The organism is Pseudomonas sp. HD6422 (assembly GCF_025377065.1).
GTDB classification, from domain to species: Bacteria; Pseudomonadota; Gammaproteobacteria; order Pseudomonadales; family Pseudomonadaceae; genus Aquipseudomonas; species Aquipseudomonas putida_U.
In genome coordinates, this window is the sequence record NZ_JAHWIW010000031.1 from 40,635 (window position 1) to 60,969 (window position 20,335).

A 20,335-nucleotide genomic window follows, 5' to 3' on the forward strand; every position below is an offset into this window, starting at 1 on the left:
CGCCCAGCTACTCGTCGCCGTAATTCATGATCGAGAGCAGACGAATCGGTACCTGCACCAGCTGCTCGGGGCCGTGCGGGGTCTCGCCGTCGAAGGTCAGGCTGTCGCCGGCATGCAGGTGGTAGAGCTGGTTGCCATGGCGGTAGACCAGTTCGCCTTCCAACAGATGGAGAAACTCGGTGCCGGGGTGGGCGAAGGTCGGAAACTCCTCGCTGGCATCGTCCATGCTCACCATGTAGGCCTCGAAGTTCTTCTTCGGGCCTCTGGCGTGATTGAGCAAATGGTAGGTATGGCCTTTTTCGGTACCGCGCCGCACCACCTCCAGCCCTTCGCCTGCCTTTACCAGCAGCGCGTTGCCATCGGGCTGATCGTACTGACTGAACAGCTTGGCCATCGGCATGCCCAGCACGTCGCACAGGCGGCTGAGGGTGTCGAGGCTGGTGGAGACCTGGGCGTTCTCGATCTTGCTCAACATGCCCTGGCTGATGCCCGCGATACGCGCCACGTCGGCGAGCTTGAGTGACTGGGCCTGACGCTGGCGCTTGATCTGCAAGCCAAGGTATTGCTCCAGGCGAAGACGCGGTTCGGTTTCGGTCGACATCGAAAGTCCTGCACGGTTTCAGTTCAAGAATAAAGATTTCGCACTGGGAAAGTGCGCTCGACGGCTTCGCTGGCCGCCGTTTTCCTCTGGTGAAAACAAGTTTCCCACATTCTCGAGCTAAATACTGCTGGGAGCGCGCCCGCCTTCTCGTGGCAATACAAAACTGGCAAGCCGATTGCATTCCTAATAGGAAAGTTAGTTTCTCATGCGGAATTAATGGCCCTCACCAGGAGTGATCAACCCATGTTGCCAGCAGAAACCCAGCGCACCCTCGACCAACACGGCATCAAGTACGTGTTGGCTCAGTTCGTCGATATCCATGGCTCGGCGAAAACCAAGTCGGTGCCGGTCTCGGGCCTGAAGATGGTCGCCGAGGAGGGCGCGGGCTTTGCCGGATTCGCCATCTGCGGCATGGGCATGGAACCCCATGGCCCGGACTTCATGGCCCGAGGCGATCTGTCCACACTGATTCCCGTACCCTGGCAACCGGGCTATGGCCGGGTGGTGTGCATCGGTCACGTCAATGGCCAGCCCTGGCCGTATGACAGCCGCTATGTCCTGCAGCAACAGGTGCAACGCCTGGCCGACAAGGGCTGGACCCTGAACACGGGCCTTGAGCCGGAGTTCAGCCTGTTTCGCCGTGACGACGACGGCAAGCTGCAACTGGTGGACGCCTCCGACAACCTCGACAAGCCGTGCTACGACTACAAAGGCCTGTCGCGCTCTCGGCTGTTCCTCGAGCGGCTGACCGAGGCCCTGCAACCGGTAGGCTTCGACATCTACCAGATCGATCATGAGGACGCCAACGGCCAGTTCGAGATCAACTACACCTACAGCGATGCCATGGAGTCGGCCGACCGCTTCACCTTTTTCCGCATGGCCGCCGGCGAGATCGCCAACGACCTGGGGATGATCTGCTCGTTCATGCCCAAACCCGATCCCAAGCGCGCCGGCAACGGCATGCACTTCCACCTGTCGCTGGCCAGCAGCAGCAACAAGAACCTGTTCCACGATCCGTCCGACAGCAGCGGCATGGGCTTGTCCAAACTGGCCTATCACTTCGCCGCCGGGCTGTTGGCCCATGGCCCGGCGCTGTGTGCATTCGCCGCGCCCACGGTCAACTCGTACAAGCGCCTGGTGGTGGGGCGCTCGCTGTCCGGCGCCACCTGGGCCCCGGCCTTCGTTGCCTACGGTGCCAACAATCGCTCAGCGATGGTACGCATTCCCTATGGCCGCCTGGAGTTCCGCCTGCCGGACGCCGGCTGCAACCCCTATCTGGTAACCGCCGCGATCATCGCCGCCGGCCTCGACGGCATCGACCGTGAACTCGATCCCGGGCAGATGTGCAACGAGAACCTCTACAACCTGAGCCTGGAAGAGATCGCCGCCCGCGGCATCCAGACCCTGCCGCAGTCGCTCAAGGAAGCCGCCGATGCTCTGGACGCCGACCCGCTGTTCCGCGAGGTGCTCGGCGCCGAGATCGTCGATGAGTTCATCAAGCTCAAGCGCATGGAGTGGGTGGAATATTGCCGACACGTCTCCGACTGGGAAATCCAGCGCTACACCGAGTTTTTCTGAGTTTCAAGCTTCAAGCCGCAAGCTGCGGGAGAAAGGCAGTGCGCGGCGGACACCATCCCCCGTTCAACACGGACAACTTGCAGCTTACCGCTTACCGCTAGCTGCCGAACGTAGAGAGGCCCTTTATGTGTGGAATCGTTGGTCTGTACCTGAAGAAGCCGGCGCTGGAAGCCCAGCTCGGCAAGCTCTTCGAACCCATGCTCGAGGCCATGACCGACCGTGGCCCAGACAGCGCCGGGTTCGCCATCTATGGCGATGAGGTGGCCGACGGGTGGGTCAAGCTGACCCTCCAGGCCAGTGACATCGACTACCCCTGGGCCGCGCTGATGGGGCAGCTGGAAGGACGCCTGGGTTGCTCGCTGGATTGGTTTCAGAACGCCAGTGCCGCTGTGCTCAAGCTGCACACCAGCGAGGCGGCGGCCCGTGAAGCGCTCGCCGAACTGGCCCCGGAGGTGCGCATCATGAGCGCCGGGCAGAGCATCGAGATTCTCAAGGGCATGGGCTTGCCGGCGCAGATCTCCAGCCGCTTCGGCCTGGCCGGCATGAAAGGCAGCCACATCATCGGCCATACCCGCATGGCCACCGAAAGCGCCGTGACCATGGAAGGCAGCCACCCATTCTCAACCGGCGCCGACCTGTGCCTGGTGCACAACGGCTCGCTGTCCAACCACTTCCGCCTGCGCCAGGAACTCAAGCGCGAAGGCATTCATTTCGAAACCGACAATGACACCGAGGTGGCTGCCGGCTATCTCACCTGGCGCCTGCAGCAGGGCGACACCCTGGCCCAGGCCCTGGACGGCGCGTTGGAGGACCTGGACGGCTTCTTCACCTTCGCCATCGGCACGCGCAACGGCTTCGCCGTGATCCGCGATCCGATCGCCTGCAAGCCGGCGGTGCTGGCCGAGACCGACGACTATGTGGCCATGGCCTCGGAGTACCAGGCCCTGGCCAGTCTGCCTGGCATCGACCAGGCCAAGGTCTGGGAGCCGGCGCCGGCCACCCTGTACGTCTGGGAGCGCGAGAGCGCCTGACCCCCATTGAAGTCGCGGAGACACGCATGAACACGATCGATCTTTCCAGCGCTTCGGTGCGCGAACTCAACCAGGCCCTGCACGGCGAAGTGCAGGGCAGCGAATGGCACGTCAGCCACCCGGACGGCAAGCACAACCTGGCCGTGGGTATCAATCAGGCGTTGACCGTGGCTATCGACGGCCACGCCGGCTACTACTGCGCCGGCATGAACCAGCAGGCCGACATCACCGTGCACGGCAACGTCGGCGTGGGTGTGGCCGAGAACATGATGTCCGGCTCGGTGCGGGTCAAGGGCAGTGCCTCCCAGGCCGCCGGTGCCACCGCCCATGGCGGACTGCTGGTGATCGAGGGCGATGCTGGCGCACGTTGCGGCATTTCCATGAAGGGCGTGGACATCGTGGTCGGCGGCAGCATCGGCCACATGAGCTGCTTCATGGGCCAGGCCGGGCGCCTGGTGGTGTGCGGCGATGCTGACGACGCCTTGGGCGATTCGCTGTACGAGGTGCGTATCTACGTCAAGGGCTCGGTCAAGTCGCTGGGCTCGGACTGCATCGAGAAAGAAATGCGCGCCGAGCATATCCAGGAGCTCCAGGCCCTGCTCGACGAAGCAGGCCTGGCGCACCAGGCGGCGGATTTCAAACGCTACGGTTCGGCCCGTCAGCTGTACAACTTCAAAGTCGATAACGCCAGCGCGTACTGATCCAGGAGCATTTCCATGAGCGAGCAATTCCCCCCGGTACTGCGTGAGTCGGCCACCTTCGATCGCCTGACCATCCAGGAAATCCAACGCGCTGCCGAGACCGGCATTTATGACATCCGTGGCGGCGGCACCAAGCGCCGTGTGCCGCACTTCGACGACCTGCTGCTGCTCGGCGCCAGCGTGTCGCGCTATCCACTGGAAGGCTACCGCGAAAAGTGCGGCACTGACGTGGTGCTGGGCACTCGCTTCGCCAAGAAGCCGATCCACCTGAAGATCCCGGTGACCATCGCCGGCATGAGCTTCGGCGCGCTGTCGGCCAATGCCAAGGAAGCCCTGGGTCGCGGTGCCACCATCGCTGGTACCAGTACCACCACCGGCGACGGCGGCATGACCCCGGAGGAGCGGGGCCAGTCCCAGCACCTGGTGTATCAGTACCTGCCGTCGCGCTACGGCATGAACCCTGACGACCTGCGCAAGGCCGATGCCATCGAAATTGTCCTGGGCCAGGGCGCCAAGCCTGGCGGTGGCGGCATGTTGCTGGGCATGAAAGTGACCGAGCGGGTGGCTGGCATGCGCACCTTGCCGATCGGCGTCGACCAGCGCAGCGCCTGCCGCCACCCGGACTGGACCGGCCCGGACGACCTGGCGATCAAGATTGCCGAGCTGCGTGAAATCACCGATTGGGAGAAACCCATCTACGTGAAGATCGGTGCCAGCCGCCCGTATTACGACGTCAAGCTGGCGGTCAAGGCCGGTGCCGACGTTATCGTGCTTGATGGCATGCAGGGCGGTACCGCAGCGACTCAGGAAGTCTTCATCGAGCACGTGGGTATTCCGATTCTGCCGGCCATTCCACAGGCGGTGCAGGCGTTGCAGGAGATGGGCATGCACCGCAAGGTGCAGTTGATCGTCTCCGGTGGCATTCGCAACGGCGCCGACGTGGCCAAGGCCATGGCCCTGGGCGCCGATGCCGTGGCCATCGGCACCGCGGCGTTGATTGCCCTGGGCGATAACCATCCGCGGCTGGACAGCGAGCTGAAGAAGATCGGCTCGGCTGCCGGTTTCTATGACGATTGGCAGAACGGCCGTGACCCGGCCGGCATCACCACCCAGGACCCGGAGCTGGCCAAGCGCCTGAACCCGGAAGAGGCCGGCCGGCGCCTGGCCAACTACCTGCGGGTGCTGGTGTTGGAGGCGCAGACCATGGCCCGCGCCTGCGGCAAGTCGCACCTGCACAACCTCGATCCTGAGGACCTGGTGGCACTGACCGTGGAAGCCGCCGCCATGGCGCGGGTACCGCTGGCCGGCACCGCCTGGGTGCCGGGCCAGGCCCTGTATTGATCTGACCACCGGGGCCGCTTTGCGGCCCTTTCGCCATTGGGCATCCCAGCGTTTACACAGGAGTGACTCCATGAAGCACCTCACCCTCGCTGTAATGTTGTTGATCTTGGCCTCTCAGGCCCATGCCGCCGAGCCCGGCCTGGACACTGGCGACACCGCCTGGATGATCTGCGCGGCGATGTTCGTGCTGATGATGTGCATCCCTGGCCTTGCACTGTTCTATGGCGGCATGGTGCGGGTGAAGAACTTTCTCTCGGTATTCACTCAACTGTTCGCCGTGGCCGGGGTGATCGGCATCCTCTGGGTGTTGTTCGGCTACAGCCTGGTGGTCGATACCACGGGCATGGTCGAAGGTCAGGTGACCTGGAACAGTTTCGTCGGCGGCCTGGATAAGGCGTTGATGCTCGATGTCGGCCATGACAGCCTGATCGGTACCATCCCCGAAGGGGTGTTTGCGGTGTTCCAGCTGACCTTCGCCATCATCACCCCGGCGCTGATCGCCGGTGGCTTTGCCGAACGTATGAAGTTCAGCGCCTCGCTGTCGTTCATGGTGGCTTGGTTCATCCTGGTCTATGCGCCGGTTGCGCACATGGTCTGGGGCGGGCCGGGGGCATTGATGGTCAACTGGGGCGTGCTCGACTTCGCCGGGGGGACCGCGGTGCACATCAACTCAGGCGTCGCCGCCTTGGCCGCGGCATTGGTGCTGGGCAAGCGCAAGGGCTATCCGCAGGTGGCGATGCCGCCGCATAACCTGGGCTTCACCCTGGTCGGTGCGGGCATGCTCTGGGTCGGCTGGTTCGGCTTCAATGTCGGCTCTGGTCTGGCTGCCAACCAAGGGGCAGGGGTGGTGATGCTGGCGACCATGGTGGCGGCCTGTGCCGGGATCGTCGGTTGGTTGCTCAGCGAAAAGCTCTTGCATGGCCGGCCTACGGCGTTGGGCGCGGCGTCCGGCGCTTTGGCCGGGCTGGTCGGGATCACCCCGGCGTGTGCCTTCGTCGGGCCGCTGGGCGCGCTGGTGATCGGCTTGCTGACCGGGGCGATCTGCTTCCTTGCCGTGACCCGGCTGAAGCAGGCGCTGGGGTATGACGACAGCCTCGATGTGTTCGGACTGCATGGGATAGGGGGCATCGTCGGTGCGCTGCTGACCGGGGTGTTCGCTGCGCCGGCGTTGGGGGGATATGTTGAAGGCGTGTCGCCGGTGGCTCAGTTGCTGGTGCAGTTGCAGGGGGTGTCGTTCACCTTCGTCTATTGCTTCGTGGTCAGCCTGGTGATCCTCGGTACCTTGAAGTGGGTGATTGGCTTGCGGGCCAGCAAAGAGGAAGAAGAACAGGGGTTGGACCTGGCGGAGCACAACGAGCGGGCGTACAACCTCTGATGGGTTGCCTGTACCGGCCCTTTCGCGCCGAACCGCCGCGAAAGGGTCGATACAGGTTGAATCAATGCCCCATGGCCAACTTGGCACTCATCTGCCGACGACGGTAAGCACTGTCACGCGAAGCCAGCCACCAGTACAGCGGCGAAGTGATCGCCAGCCCCACCAGCCACGACAGGTCGGCGCCATTGATGTGTTCGGAAATCGGCCCGACGTACAGCGGCGTGTTCATGAACGGAATCTGCACCACGATGCCCACGGCATAGGCGATCAGTGCCTGCGGGTTGTAGCGCCCATAGATCCCGCCATCGACCTTGAAGATCGACTGGATGTCGTAATCGCCCTTGTGGATCACATAGAAGTCGATCAGGTTGATCGCGGTCCATGGCACCAGCACCACCAACAGCACCAGTACCATGTCGACGAAGTGGCCGATGAAGTCCGCCGAGGCGAACACCGCTACCACGCAGCAGGCCGCCAGCACGATCAGCGACAGCACCGCTCGGCTCTTGGCGGTAGGGATCCAGCGGTAGGCGAAGGTCTGCACCAGGGTGATGATCGACAGCACCGCACCGTACAGGTTGAGGGCGTTGTGGCTGATCACGCTGAGCAGGAACAGTACCAGCATGATGGGGCCGAGCGTGCCGGTGGCGAGCTTGACCGCGTCCATGGTGTCCATGCCGGCCGGGATCGCCAGCACCGCCACGGCGCCGAAGATGAACGACAGGCTCGAACCCAGTGCCGAACCCAGGTAGGTGGTCCAGAAGGTCGAGCTGACCTTGACGTCGGCCGGCAGGTAGCGCGAATAGTCCGAAACATAGGGGGCAAAGGCGATCTGCCACAGCGCCGCCAGCGACACGGTGGCCAGCCAGCCGGCCAGGTTGAAGCCGCCACGGGTCAGGAAGTCGTCGCTCTGTACATGGCTGAAGATGTAGCCGAAGCCGATCACGATGCCGATGCCGAGCACCCAGGTGCCAATACGGTTGAGCACGTGAATGAAGCGGTAGCCGATGATGCCGATGATCCCCGAACCGAGGGCGCCGACGACGATGCCCACCGGTACCGGCACGGCCTCGACCACGCCGTGCAGCGACTTACCGGCCAGCACGATGTTGGAGGCGAAGAAGCCGATGTACATCACCCCGGCGATCACCACCACCAGCAGGGCGCCTAGCGAGCCGAACTGGGCGCGACTCTGGATCATCTGTGGGATGCCCATCTGCGGTCCCTGGGCCGAGTGCAGCGCCATGAGCACGCCGCCGAGCAGATGGCCGACCAGGATGGCGACCACGCCCCATATCAGGTTCAGGTGAAACAACTGTACGCCGAGCGCACCGGTGACGATGGGTAACGGCGCGATGTTGCCGCCGAACCATAATGTGAACAGGTCCCTTACCTTTCCATGGCGGTCTTGCGGCGGCACGTAGCCGATCGTGTGTTTTTCGATGAGGGGTGCCGTATTGGCTGCACTGGTCATGACTGACTCCAAGGCAAGGTAGGGCAGCGCATGCTGCCCGGGGGCGTGCCGGCGATGGGCGACGCGTTCTTGTTGGAGCGATGATGCGGGCCGGGGGGATAACGGGAAATTAGTAAATTTGTGCCTATAAACCTTAAAAAACCTAAGGCCGACATCAGGTGGAAGGGCTGCTCCTAGCAAGGACGGTACCAAGCGGCTAGAAGGGCCGAATTTCGGGGTTTGCAGCGCAAAATCGAAGGACACAGCGCCCCGGTCCGGTGCGTTGCGCCTCACCATGGGGCGGTGCATTACGCCACCCGTCATACGCATTGATCCCCTGGGTTGAACGATTTGTTTACAACCCAACTCCTATTCTCAGATGGATGGCAATGTGCTCGGGACGCCCTTGAAATGGTATTGCAGGAACAACCCAAGACCGACCGCGCTGACCCCCTACCGAGCTTCCTGGCCAATGGAGGGACGATCGGCGATCTGCTGCGTGCGAAAGACTGGAGCGATTCGCCCCTGGGGTCGCCTGCTGGTTGGTCACCGCACCTGCAGGCGGTACTGGCCACGCTACTGCCGTCCCAGGCGCAGTTCGTGCTGTTCTGGGGCAGCGCTTACGTAGCGCTGTACAACGAAGCCTATGCACCCACCATCGGCATCAAGCACCCCCATGCCCTGGGTCGCCCGGCGCAGGAGCACTGGAGTGAGCTGTGGGATGACTTGGAGCCACTGCTGCGCGGTGTTCGAGAGACCGGGCAGACCTATTCTGCCAAGGATCGCCCTTTCTACATCGATCGTCGCGGGCAGGGCGAGACGGTATATTTCGATGTGTCCTACTCCGCTGTGCGCGAGGCCGATGGTTCGATCGGTGGTGTACTGTGCCTGGTGACCGATACCACCGAACGCGTGCAATTCCAGCAGCGTCAGACGTTCTTGCTGGAGATGGGCCGGACGCTGCCCTGCCTGGGTGAAGCCGAACGGATCGAGTCCTACGCGGTGCAACGCCTGGCCGAACAACTAGGCGCGGCACAGGTGTGCTTCGGCGAAGACCTCGGCGACAACGTCAACTTCAAGGTCACCCGGGAGTGGGCCGACGGTGTACCCTCGCTGATCGGCCAGCATCGCTACCATGATGTTGGCACCACGTTGCGTGAGCGCCTGCTCGCCGGCCAGGTGGTACAGCAAGCGTTCGACAGTTCGGTGGCGCAACGGACCGGTGTAAGCGCCTGCCTGCATGTGCCGGTGCTGCGCGCCGGGCGCCTGGAAGCCTTGTTGGGGGTACATTTCCGTTCGCCGCACCCGTGTCATGAAGACGAATGCCAATTGCTCGAGGAGGCCGCCAAGCAGGCCTGGACGGCCATTACCCATGCTCGGGCCGAACGAGCCCTGCACTTGCTCAACGAAAACCTGGAGCAGCGTGTGGTAGCGGCCCTGGCCGAGCGCGAGACGGCGATGCGCCAACTGCACGAGGCGCACAAGCTGGAAATGATCGGTCAGCTCACCGGCGGCATCGCCCACGACCTCAACAACATGCTCACACCGATCATCGCCTCGTTCGAGTTGATGCGTCGGCACCCGGACAGTGAGCGCGCCACGCGTCTGATCGATGGCGGCCTGCAAGCGGCCGAACGGGCGCGTAACCTGGTCGGTCGGCTGCTCAGCTTCGCCCGGCGACAGACCCTCAAGCCCCAGGCCGTCTCGTTGGCAACGCTGGTCCAGGACATGCGCGAACTGATCGAGCGTTCGCTCGGGCCGACCATTGCCGTGCAGGAGCAGATCGCCGCCGATCTGCCAGCGGTGGTCGTCGACCCCTATCAATTGGAGCTGGCCTTGCTCAACCTGGTGGTCAATGCCCGCGATGCCATGGCCAACGGCGGTGCGCTGCGTATCACTGCCGGCCTTGCCAGCAGCCCTGGCGGACCCACCCTTCCACCAGGGCTGTCGGCACCTACGCTGGTCTGGTTGCAGGTCAGCGACACTGGGTGTGGCATGGATGAGGAACAATTGCGCCGCTGTATCGAACCGTTCTATTCGACCAAAGGTGTGGGAAAGGGGACCGGACTGGGGCTGCCCATGGTCCAGGGCCTGGCCGCCCAGTCCGGTGGCGGCTTCGAGATTCGCTCACAGAAAGGCCTGGGCACCGAGGCGACGTTGTGGCTGCCGCTCAGTGATGTTGCTGCGGCCAATCTTGGCCAGGCTCCGGTCGAATTGCCGCGGGCTGCACGCGCAAGCCGGGTGCTGTTGGTCGATGACGAGACCATCGTGCGCAAGGCCACGGCATTGCAGCTGGCCGACCTGGGTTATGAGGTAGTCGAGGCGTCCAGTGCGGGCGCGGCGTTGCAGTTGGTGGAGCAGGGGGTGCAGGCCGACGTGCTGGTGACTGACCACATCATGGCCGACATGACTGGAGTCCGTTTTGCCCAGCGCCTGCGTGAACGTCAACCCGAGCTGCCGGTGCTGATCATCACCGGCTATGCCAACCTCACCCCGCGCGAACTGAAGGGTTTCGAGGTGCTGCGCAAGCCGTTTCGCGGCGACGAGTTGGCGCACAGCCTGGCGAACCTGCTGGCCGGCAGACGCTAGCCCAAGACCTCAGCCAGTACCTGGCAGACCTGGTCGACCGAATACGGCTTGGCCAGAAACGGGAAGCCTTGATGGGCGCCCTCGGCAATGGCATCACTGTAGCCTGAGGTGAGGATCACCGGCAGCGTCGGTTGATGCTCACGCAGTATCCTGGCCAGCGCCAGGCCGCCCATGCCAGGCATCAGCACGTCGGAAAACACCGCATCGAACCGACCTTCGTCATCGGCGAGCAGCAGTAGCGCCTCTTCACCCGAACCCGCCCAGCGGACCCGGTAGCCCTGGTCATTGAGGATCTGGGTGATGAAGCTGCCGACTTCGCGGTTATCCTCCACCACCAGAATGTGCCTGTTCGTCAGCAGTGGCTGGGATGGCGGGTCGCACTCGACCGCCATGGTCTGTGGCGCCTGTGGCGCTGCCACCTGAGGCAGGTAAAGGGTGAACTCGGTGCCTTCGCCTGGCGTGCTCGCCACCTGCACGTCGCCACCGGATTGCTTGGCGAAGCCGAACACCTGGGACAGGCCGAGGCCGGTGCCTTGGCCGGGTGCCTTGGTGGTGAAGAATGGATCGAAGATGCGCTCGAGCAAGTCGCTGCCAATACCCATTCCGCTGTCGCGCACCGAGATGGCCACGAACGGGCCGTCCTGCCCCGGCTGACCGCGCAGGCTGGGCAGGCGCTGGCCGGCCTGCAGCCGCAAATGCAGGGTACCTTGTCCATCCATGGCGTCGCGGCCGTTGAGCATCAGGTTGATGATGGCTGTTTCCAGCTGGCCGAGGTCGGCGTGGATGTAGCACGGCGTATCAGGGCGGGTGAGATCGACGTGGACACGGGCGCCGGTGGTGCTGTCGAGCATCTCGGCGATGACCTGCAATTGCGCCCCGGCTTCGAATACCTCGGGGGTCAACGCCTGGCGGCGGGCGAAGGCGAGCAGTTGGCCGGTCAGCTTGGCGCCCCGGTCCACCGTGTCGGACACGGTCTTGAGGTAGCGCTGGCGCTGACTCTCTTCGAGGGTGGGGCGCTGCAGGTAGTGCATCGAGGAGCGGATGATGGTCAGCAGGTTATTGAAGTCGTGGGCGACGCCGCCGGTCAACTGGCCGATGGCCTCGAGCTTCTGGGTCTGGTGCAGTACCGCCTCGGTGTGCAGCAACTGGGCGGTGCGTTCTTCGACGCGTTGTTCCAATGTCGTGTTCAGTGCCGCCAGTGCCGCCATGGCGTCACGCAGTTCGGCATCGGCCTGGACCCTCTGGATGTGGGCCCAACAACGCTCGGTTACCTGGGCGATCAAGGATTGCTCGTAAGCGCTCCAGTTTCTCGGGCGCTTGTCGTGAATGGACATCAGCGCAATCAGGTTCCCGCCCTTGATGAGGGGAACGCAGATGCTCGCGTTGATGCCCAATGCCCGGAAGTTCGCGGCTTCGCTGGCCCCGATCTCGTGAAAGCTGTCTTTGATGACCAGCGGCAGGCCGGCTTTCAAGCGCTCTAGCGCCAGTTCGCCGAAGTCGGCCAGGCGGTGCTGGCCCACCAGGCGCGGCGAGCCTGGGGCGACCCAGTCGCCGCGAACGGTAAGCGTGTCCCCGTTCGGTTCCATCATGCAGTAGGCGCAGCCGGACAGATGCAGATGCTCGCCGAGTAGACGCGTGGTGATGGCCATGATCTGATCGGGATCGATGGCGTTGGCCACGGCGCGGCCGAGGTTGTCGAGAAAGCTCAAGCGCTGATTGGCGAGCACACTGGCGGTGGTCTCGGTCACGGTGTCGATCATGCCCAGCACGTTGCCGTCCTGGTCGCGGATCGGGCTGTAGCAGAAGGTGAAATAGGCGAGTTCGGGGCCGCCGTTACGGTCGATGGTCAGTGGAAAGTCCTGGATGAACACGGCCTCGCCGCCCAGGGCGCGGTCGGCAATGCCGCCGATCTCGCTCCATGCCTCCTGCCAGATTTCGCTGAACGGTCGGCCCAACGCCAAGGGTTTTTTCCCCAGGATAGGTGTGAACGCGTCATTGTGCAGCGTCAGCAGCTCAGGCCCCCACATCACGGCCTGGGGAAAATGCGAGCCTAGACACAGGGCCACGGTGGTCTTGAGCACATCGGGCCACTGTTCGAGCGGGCCGAGAGGGGTGGCGGCCCAGTCGTGGTCGCGAATCCGATCGGCCATCTCGCCGCCGCCGTCCAGCCATCTAGCCATGTGCTTTTCCAGTGCCGTTTGCAGAGGTCACCAGAATGCACTGTCGGCAGCTACTGCTCAACGGATGAAATGCACCTTGCCGGTGTCATCATTGCCCATGTAGATGCCATATACCCCGGCTTGGCGCTCGAGGATGTAGCGCTCGAGGATCTGCCGGATGGCCGGGTAGTAGATTTCTTCCCACGGGATCTCGTCGGGTTCGAAGAACTTGTAGGCCAACGTCTCCGGCCCGAACTGCCCTGTTTCCTCGGTAGCGATGGCGCGGAAGATGATGTACACCTCGCTGATCTTCGGCACGCTGAAGATCGAGTAGGGTGAGACGATGTCGGCGCGCACGCCGCTTTCTTCCCAGACCTCGCGCAGTGCCGCCTGCTCGGTGGTTTCCCCGGCCTCCATGAACCCGGCCGGCAACGTCCAGGTGCCCGGACGTGGGGGGATCGCGCGCTGGCACAGCAGGTACTTGCCATCGCGTTCGATGATGCAGCCGGCGATGATTTTCGGATTGAGGTAATGAATGTAGCCGCAGGCGTTGCAGTGCAGGCGTTCGTGGGTGTCGCCTGTGGGAACGCCCCTAGCCAGTTCCGTGGTGCAGTGTGGGCAGTAGCGCGGGGCGTTGGGCATGGTCAGCGGCCTATGCGTTGCTTAAATACGTGGATCCTTCAGCGCCAGGGGCTCGACCATGTCGCGCACCTTGACGTTGTCGTCCTGCTTCTGGCGCAGGTAATCCAGGGCCACCTTGGCAGCGGCGCGGACGTGATCGACCGAGGCCTGGTGTGCGACCAGCGGGTCGCCACTCTTGATCGCCTCGACCATCTTTTCCATCTCACGGTTGCTGGCACCGCGACGGTTCTCCTGCGAGACCGAGGTGGCGCGCAGATAACTGATGCGTGCCTGCAGTTGGCGCAACTGCTGGGCGGCGACCTGGTTGCCGGAGCCTTCGAGGAGGACGTCGTAGAAGCCTTGCACCGAGTCCAGTACCTGCTGCAGTTCGCCTTCCTCGAGGGCCTCGCGGTTGACCTCCAGGGCACGCTCCAGGGCACGGATGTCCTTGGCCTTGGCATTGAGGGTGAACAGCTGGACGATCAGGCCTTCGAGTACGCAGCGCAACTCGTAGATATCGCGGGCATCTTCCAAGGTGATGATGGCCACGCGTGGGCCCTTGGCATCGGCGAACTCTACCAGGCCTTCGGACTCCAGATGGCGCAACGCCTCGCGTACCGAGGTGCGGCTGACGCCCAGGCGGTCGCAGAGGTCGCGCTCGACCAGGCGATCGCCCGGGAGCAGGTGGAAGTTCATGATTGCGCTACGCAGCTTGTCGAGCACGATTTCGCGCAGTGTTACGGGGTTACGGTTGACCTTGAAGCTGTCGTCGAGGGGCTGGCGTTTCATCAGGTGCGCTCTTTATGAGGCTGTTGCGCCAACATCGCGGAGTGCCCCGAACCGAGGCATTCCTTGCAGTGGTTCGAACAGCCCGTTGTTAACGGGGTGACTCCGCATCGGCTTCGGCGAACGCTTCGCGGGCCAGGCGGAAACTGTCCACCGCCGCGGGTACGCCGCAATAGATGCCGACTTGGAGCAGGATCTCGCGAATTTGTTCACGGCTCAGTCCATTACGCAAGGCGCCGCGAATGTGCAACTTGAGCTCGTGGGGCCGGTTGAGCGCGGAAATCATTGCCAAGTTTATCATGCTGCGCTCTTTGAGCGACAAGCCGTCTCTCCCCCAGACATGGCCCCAGCAGTACTCGGTGACCAGTTCCTGCAGGGGCTTGGTGAATTCGTCGGCGTTCTGTATCGAGCGGTTGACGTAGTCTTCGCCCAGCACCTGGGTGCGGATTTGCAGGCCTTTTTCGTACTTCTCATTGCTCATGCGTAGTACTCCGGAATAAAACAGGGAAATCGGTGGTGGATGCTTCGCGGGCAAGCCCGCTCCTACAAGGAGTGCACAGGATTGCACACCAGTGACATTCCTGTGGGAGCGGGCTTGCCCGCGAAGCAACCAACACCGACTCACATGACTATCAACCAAGCGGCGGCAGCGCCCCCAGCTTGCCCTTGTGGTAGACCATCGGCGTCACCGGCTCGGTCGGCAGCACCAGGTTCCTCACCGCGCCGACGATGATCGCATGGTCGCCGCCATCGTACTCGCGCCACAGTTCGCACTCGATGATCGCCGTCGCTTTGGGCAGCAACGGGTTGCCCAACTCGCTCAGGTGCCAGTCGATACCTTTGGCCTTGTCCTTGCCCTTGCCGGCAAAGGCATAGGCCTCGGCGGTCTGGTCGGCGGACAGCAGGTGGATCGCGAACTGCTTGCTGTCACGCAGGATCGGGTAGGTGTCGGAGGCGTAGTTGGGGCAGAACAACACCAGCGCCGGGTCGATCGACAGCGCGCTGAACGCACTGGCGGTGATGCCGACGATGCCGCCATCGGCGTCCAGAGTGGTGACCACCGTGACGCCGGACGGGAATGAGCCCATCACGTCTTTGTAGATGCCGGGTTCGATCATGTTCGTGTTCCCTCTTCAGCGCATCACGAATGGGTCGGGCATGGGCGCGGTGGACAGGTTGATCCACACGGTCTTCAGCTCGGTATAGGCGAGCACCGAATCGATGCCGCTCTCACGGCCGTAGCCGCTGTTCTTGAAGCCACCGATCGGCGCCATGGCCGACACGGCGCGGTAGGTGTTGACCCAGATGATCCCCGAACGCACATCACGAGCCAGGCGATGGGCGCGGCCCAAGTCGCGGGTCCAGATGCCGGCGGCCAGGCCGAACTGCGAATCGTTGGCGATGGCCAGGGCTTCTTCCTCGGTCTTGAAGCGGATCACCGCGGCGACCGGGCCGAACACTTCTTCCTGCATGATGGTCATCGAGTTGCTGTCGCATTCGAACAGGGTCGGCTCGTAGAACCAGCCTTCACCCTCGACCTCGGCACGCTTGCCGCCCATGTGCAGCTTGGCGCCCTCGGCCTTGGCCGCGGCTACCAGGCCTTCGACCACGGCCAACTGCTGTGCGGTGGCCATCGGCCCCATCTCGCTGGCGTCGTCCTGGGGGTTGCCGATGCGGATGCGTTTGGCGCGGGCGATCAGGCGCTCGACGAATTCGTCGAAAATCTCGTCTTGTACCAGCAGACGAGAGCCGGCCACGCAGCTCTGCCCGGAGGCAGCATAGATGCCGGCCACGGCGCCGTTGATGGCGCTGTCCAGGTCGGCGTCGGCGAAGATGATGTTCGGCGACTTGCCGCCCAGTTCCAGCGACAGCTTGGCGAAGTTCTCGGCACTGCTGCGCACGACATGGCGGGCGGTGGCGGCACCGCCGGTGAAGGCGATCTTGCGCACCAGCGGGTGGCGGGTCAGGGCAGCGCCGGTGCTCGGGCCGTAACCGGTGACGACGTTCACCACACCCGCCGGGAAGCCGGCTTCGAGCGCCAGGCGGGCAAGCTCGAGGATGGTCGCCGAGGCATGCTCGGAAGGCTTGAGGACGATGGTGTTGCCAGCGGCCAGGGCTGGAGCAAGTTTGATCGCGGTCAGGTACAGCGGACTGTTCCACGGGATGATGCCGGCGACCACGCCGATCGGTTCGTGCACGGTGTAGGCGAACAGGTCAGGTTTATCCAGCGGCAGGGTGCCGCCTTCGAGCTTGTCGGCAAGGCCTGCGGTGTAGTGGAAGAACTCCGGCAGGTAGCCGACCTGGCCGCGGGTTTCGCGGATCAGCTTACCGTTGTCACGGCTTTCCAGCTGGGCCAGGTGCTCCTTGTTCTCGGCGATCAGGTCACCCAGACGTCGCAGCAGTTTGCCGCGGGCCGTGGCGGTGATGCCGCGCCACGCTTTACTGTCGAAGGCGCGTTGGGCGGCCTGCACCGCCAGCTCGACATCGGCTTCGTCGGCGTCGGGCAACTGCGCCCAGGCTTGGGCAGTGGCCGGGTTGAGGCTGTCGAAGGTCTTGCCGCTCTGGGCATCGAGCCATTGGCCGTCGATGCACATCTGGAAACGAACGAGGGTCATGCAACAATCCCCTTGGCGGATTCGGTAAGGGTGCGGGCTTCCTTGAGGAAGTCCAGCAGCATCTTGTTGACTTCACGGGGTGCTTCCACCGGCATCATATGCCGTTGTTCGGCCAGCACCACGCTTTTGGCACCAGGGATGCTGGCGGCCAGCTGCCGGGCCATGGCCGGGGTGGAGCCGGCGTCCAGTTCGCCTGTGGCGATCAGGGTCGGCACCTGGATGCTCGCCAGGTCGCCTGCACGGTACATGTCCTGGGTGGCGAACAGCGAATAGGTGGTGTGATAGCCCTGCGGGTCGTTGTTCGCCAGTACCTGGCGAATCGCTGCGACCTGCGCTGGGTTTGCCGCCTTGTACTCACGGCTGAACCAGCGGTCCAGCGCGGCGTCGACGTTGGCGTCGGGGCCCAGTTCAGCCGCCTGGGCGGCGCGGGCGATGACGCCGGCGCTCTGCTCGGGGGTGCGGTTGAACACACTGTTGAGCACCACCAGCGCAGCCAGACGCTGCGGGTAGTGCAGGGCAAAGGCACGGGCAACCAGGCCGCCCATGGAGAAACCGATCACGGTCGCCTGGGAAATCTGCAGATGGTCCAGCAGCTCGGCGAGCTGTGCTGCGTAGCCGTCCAGGCCGATGTCGGCGGCAGGCAATGCACTCTGGCCATGGCCGAGCATGTCGTAGGCGATGACGCGGTAGTCGTTGGTCAGGCCGACGAACTGCCCGCCCCACATTTCCTTGTTCAGGCCGACGCCGTGGATCAGTACCACGGGTTGGCCCTGGCCTTGGTCCAGGTAACTGGTCCCGGCCGGTGTACGTTCAGCGACAGGCTGAATCATGGAGGGCGCTCCTTGAAGGTCGGGCGTGGCGCTTGCACGCACGCCCCGGCCCGTCTGGTTGTTGTTATTGAGCGTTGGCTTTTTCGGCAGCCAGTTCTTCCAGGTCGATGTAGCGGTTGCCGATGCGTGGGTGCAGACGGCCGCCATCGGAGGCGCCCAGGACCACGACGATTTCGTCGGCGCGTGGGGCGTCTTCGATCTGCATTTCCAGGGTGATGTAGTGCGAACGCAGGCCTTCGTCGTCCTTCTGCATCATCGGGATCTGGATCGAGGTGCCTGGGCCACCGCGCTTGTTGGTGAAGCTCAGGTAGCTCTTGGCTTGCACGGCTTCGCGGTAGTGGTTGCCGAAACGCAGGGTGTGGATCACCGCCGAGGCGTGTTCGATCTCACCGTCGGCGCCGACCACGGCAGCCTTGCCATAGGCTTCGATCTTGTCGGCACCGCCGATGGCGGCCGTCAGGCGCTCGACCATCAGGGCGCCCAGCTCCGAGCAGTTGGCACGGATTTCCGGCTTCAGATCTTCAACGAAACCGCGACCGGCCCATGGGTTCTTGATCACGACGGCCAGGCCGACCATGGTCACCGGCTTGTCGGTGGCCTTGCCGCCTTCGATGCGGGTCTCTTCGGAGTAGGTGACGATCTTGCGGATTTCGAAACTCATGGGTGGCTCCTGGTGAGGGTTATCAGCTCTTGTTGTCTGATGGTATACCATAATATTTGTTGTGCAAGAGGGCGCTTGAAAAATCTCTTGCGAAGGGACGAAAGGTGGGCTGATGCCTTGATTTATGGGGTGTCTGTGCCGGACTCTTCGCGGGTTTACCCGCGAAGAGTCCGGCACAGACCCATAAAAAAGCCCGCTCGCACGGGCCACCGGGGCCCACGTGAGCGGGCGTGTCCCGCAATGATTCAGGCAATGGGAATTCAGGCGAACGCCGGCACCACTTCCTTGATGAACAGCTCGAGCGACTTCTTCTTCTCGGCGTGGGGCAGGCTGTTGTCGCACCAGAAGCTGAACTCGTCGACGCCCAGTTCCTGGTAGTACTTGATACGCGCGATGATTTCTTCGGGCGTACCGATCATGGTGTTCTTGCGAATGTTTTCCAGCTGGAACGCCGGCACTTCGGCGAACTTGGACTCCGGGCTCGGCTCGAGGAAGCCATTGATCGGAGTGGTCTTGTTGCCGAACCAGGCATCGAAGGTGCGGTAGAAGCGCGAAATGGCCTGGGCGCCGATTTTCCAGCCGTCGGGCTCGGACGGGCTGTGCACGTGGGTGTGGCGCAGCACCATCAGTTGCGGGCGTGGCACGCCCGGGTTGTTATCCAGGGCGGCCTGGAACTTGTTCTTCAGGTCCAGCACTTCCTCGTCACCCTTCATCAGCGGGGTGACCATGACGTTGCAGCCGTTGGCCACGGCGAAGTTGTGCGAGTCCGGGTCACGGGCGGCGATCCACATCGGAGGAGTGGCGTTGAACGGCTTCGGCACGCTGGTGGAGGTGGGGAACTTGTAGACTTCGCCATCGTGGGCATAGTCGCCTTCCCACAGTTTGCGCACCACCGGGACCATTTCGCGCAGGGCCTTGCCACCGTCGGTGGCCGGCATGCCGCCAGCCATGCGGTCGAACTCGAACTGATAGGCACCACGGGCCAGGCCCACTTCCATACGACCTTTGCTGATCACATCGAGCAGGGCGCATTCGCCGGCGACGCGCAGTGGGTTCCAGAACGGCGCGATGATGGTGCCGGCACCCAGACGGATTTTCTCGGTACGTGCGGCAAGGTACGCCAGCAGCGGCATGGGGCTTGGCGAGATGGTGTACTCCATGGCGTGGTGTTCGCCGATCCACACGGTGCTGAAACCGCCGTTCTCGGCCATCAGGGTCAGCTCGGTGAGGTCTTCGAACAGCTGGCGGTGGCTGACCTGTTCATCCCAACGTTCCATGTGCACGAACAACGAAAATTTCATGGGGCATTCCTCAACGCTTGAAAATGTCTGGCGCCTGGCAGGGTAGGCGCCCGGTGATCTCGAATCGGCAGGCCTCAGGCAAAGGCCGGCAGGCTAGCCATCTTGCCGCGGCAGTAGACCATCGGCCGTGGGGCTTCTTCAGGGACGATCAGGTTGTGCACCTTGCCGACCATGATGGCGTGGTCGCCACCTTCGTATTCACGCCACAATTCGCATTCGATGATGGCGGTGGCGCCGGTCAGGATGGGGTTACCCAGCTCGCTCAGGGACCACTCGATGCCAGCGGCCTTGTCCTTGCCTTTTTTCGCGAATGCATAGGCTTCGGCTTGCTGTTCACCTGAAAGCAGATGAATGGCGAAGCGCTTCTGCTTGATCAGCACAGGGTAGGAGTCGGAGGTGTAGTTGGGGCAGAACAGTACCAGCGGCGGATCCATCGACAGGGAGGAAAAAGCGCTGGCAGTCAGGCCGACGACCGAGCCGTCGTCGTCCAGGGTGGTGATGACGGTAACGCCGGAGGGGAAGGAACCCAGGACGTTCTTGTAGACGGTTGCGTCGATCATCTCGTGTACCTCGAAAAGGCTGCGGTGGTCCGCGGTTTTTATCGTTGATGTGTCTGATGGTATACCGTAATACCTATTTTGCAAGCAGAATTTTCACTGCGCGATTTCCACGATGAACGGCTCAAGGCCACGT

At 63.2% G+C, this 20,335-nt stretch carries 18 protein-coding genes; 6 read left to right on the plus strand and 12 right to left on the minus strand.

What is annotated here, in order from left to right; genetic code table 11:
• Positions 1-7 precede the first annotated feature (7 nt).
• Positions 8-601: a helix-turn-helix domain-containing protein gene (locus KY379_RS20960; protein WP_133327056.1), complete on the minus strand. Its 594-nt coding sequence runs from the start codon at positions 599-601 to the stop codon at positions 8-10.
• 243 nt (positions 602-844) lie between these two features.
• Here KY379_RS20960 and glnT point away from each other — a divergent pair, with 243 nt between their 5' ends.
• The 5 genes from glnT (at position 845) to KY379_RS20985 (ending at position 6,627) form a co-directional block, all read left to right on the plus strand.
• On the plus strand, positions 845-2,179 hold the full coding sequence (glnT, locus tag KY379_RS20965) for a type III glutamate--ammonia ligase (RefSeq protein ID WP_133327054.1): 1,335 nt from the start codon (positions 845-847) through the stop codon (positions 2,177-2,179).
• Positions 2,180-2,304: 125 nt separating this feature from the next.
• Complete coding sequence (locus tag KY379_RS20970; RefSeq protein ID WP_261241379.1) at positions 2,305-3,210, plus strand: class II glutamine amidotransferase; 906 nt, start codon at positions 2,305-2,307, stop codon at positions 3,208-3,210.
• Positions 3,211-3,236: 26 nt separating this feature from the next.
• Positions 3,237-3,911: a protein glxC gene (locus KY379_RS20975; protein ID WP_261241377.1), complete on the plus strand. Its 675-nt coding sequence runs from the start codon at positions 3,237-3,239 to the stop codon at positions 3,909-3,911.
• A gap of 15 nt (positions 3,912-3,926) precedes the next feature.
• Complete coding sequence (locus tag KY379_RS20980) at positions 3,927-5,252, plus strand: FMN-binding glutamate synthase family protein (RefSeq protein WP_196172907.1); 1,326 nt, start codon at positions 3,927-3,929, stop codon at positions 5,250-5,252.
• A 70-nt stretch (positions 5,253-5,322) separates the two neighbouring features.
• Positions 5,323-6,627, plus strand: a complete 1,305-nt coding sequence (locus tag KY379_RS20985; protein ID WP_261241376.1) for an ammonium transporter — start codon at positions 5,323-5,325, stop codon at positions 6,625-6,627.
• Positions 6,628-6,688: 61 nt separating this feature from the next.
• On the opposite strand, the gene KY379_RS20990 is transcribed toward KY379_RS20985, so the two are convergent.
• The gene (locus KY379_RS20990; RefSeq protein ID WP_196172905.1) at positions 6,689-8,101 is read right to left on the minus strand and encodes a purine-cytosine permease family protein; all 1,413 of its coding nucleotides are present in this window, start codon (positions 8,099-8,101) and stop codon (positions 6,689-6,691) included.
• Between the two features lie 390 nt (positions 8,102-8,491).
• Here KY379_RS20990 and KY379_RS20995 point away from each other — a divergent pair, with 390 nt between their 5' ends.
• Entirely contained in the window at positions 8,492-10,669 is a 2,178-nt protein-coding gene (locus KY379_RS20995; RefSeq protein WP_261241375.1) for an ATP-binding protein, read from the plus strand.
• Here the strand turns inward: KY379_RS20995 and KY379_RS21000 are convergent.
• From KY379_RS21000 to KY379_RS21045, 10 genes are all read right to left on the minus strand, one after another.
• On the minus strand, positions 10,666-12,849 hold the full coding sequence (locus KY379_RS21000) for a response regulator (protein ID WP_261241373.1): 2,184 nt from the start codon (positions 12,847-12,849) through the stop codon (positions 10,666-10,668). The genes KY379_RS20995 and KY379_RS21000 overlap by 4 nt on opposite strands.
• A gap of 57 nt (positions 12,850-12,906) precedes the next feature.
• The gene (locus tag KY379_RS21005; RefSeq protein WP_133327039.1) at positions 12,907-13,470 is read right to left on the minus strand and encodes an NUDIX hydrolase; all 564 of its coding nucleotides are present in this window, start codon (positions 13,468-13,470) and stop codon (positions 12,907-12,909) included.
• 21 nt (positions 13,471-13,491) lie between these two features.
• A complete protein-coding gene (locus tag KY379_RS21010) occupies positions 13,492-14,238 on the minus strand; it encodes a GntR family transcriptional regulator (protein ID WP_133327037.1) in 747 nt (248 codons plus the stop codon).
• A gap of 88 nt (positions 14,239-14,326) precedes the next feature.
• Positions 14,327-14,716 (minus strand): carboxymuconolactone decarboxylase family protein, encoded by a 390-nt coding sequence (locus tag KY379_RS21015; protein WP_133327035.1) that lies wholly within the window; start codon positions 14,714-14,716, stop codon positions 14,327-14,329.
• Between the two features lie 151 nt (positions 14,717-14,867).
• Positions 14,868-15,353, minus strand: a complete 486-nt coding sequence (locus tag KY379_RS21020) for a flavin reductase family protein (protein ID WP_133327031.1) — start codon at positions 15,351-15,353, stop codon at positions 14,868-14,870.
• Between the two features lie 15 nt (positions 15,354-15,368).
• Complete coding sequence (locus KY379_RS21025; RefSeq protein ID WP_261241369.1) at positions 15,369-16,850, minus strand: aldehyde dehydrogenase; 1,482 nt, start codon at positions 16,848-16,850, stop codon at positions 15,369-15,371.
• The gene (locus KY379_RS21030; protein WP_133327027.1) at positions 16,847-17,680 is read right to left on the minus strand and encodes an alpha/beta fold hydrolase; all 834 of its coding nucleotides are present in this window, start codon (positions 17,678-17,680) and stop codon (positions 16,847-16,849) included. Before KY379_RS21030 ends, KY379_RS21025 begins: the two co-directional genes overlap by 4 nt.
• A gap of 64 nt (positions 17,681-17,744) precedes the next feature.
• A complete protein-coding gene (locus KY379_RS21035) occupies positions 17,745-18,341 on the minus strand; it encodes an amino acid synthesis family protein (protein WP_133327025.1) in 597 nt (198 codons plus the stop codon).
• Between the two features lie 260 nt (positions 18,342-18,601).
• Positions 18,602-19,642 (minus strand): LLM class flavin-dependent oxidoreductase, encoded by a 1,041-nt coding sequence (locus tag KY379_RS21040; protein WP_133327023.1) that lies wholly within the window; start codon positions 19,640-19,642, stop codon positions 18,602-18,604.
• A 74-nt stretch (positions 19,643-19,716) separates the two neighbouring features.
• A complete protein-coding gene (locus tag KY379_RS21045) occupies positions 19,717-20,202 on the minus strand; it encodes a flavin reductase family protein (RefSeq protein ID WP_133327021.1) in 486 nt (161 codons plus the stop codon).
• Positions 20,203-20,335 lie beyond the last annotated feature (133 nt).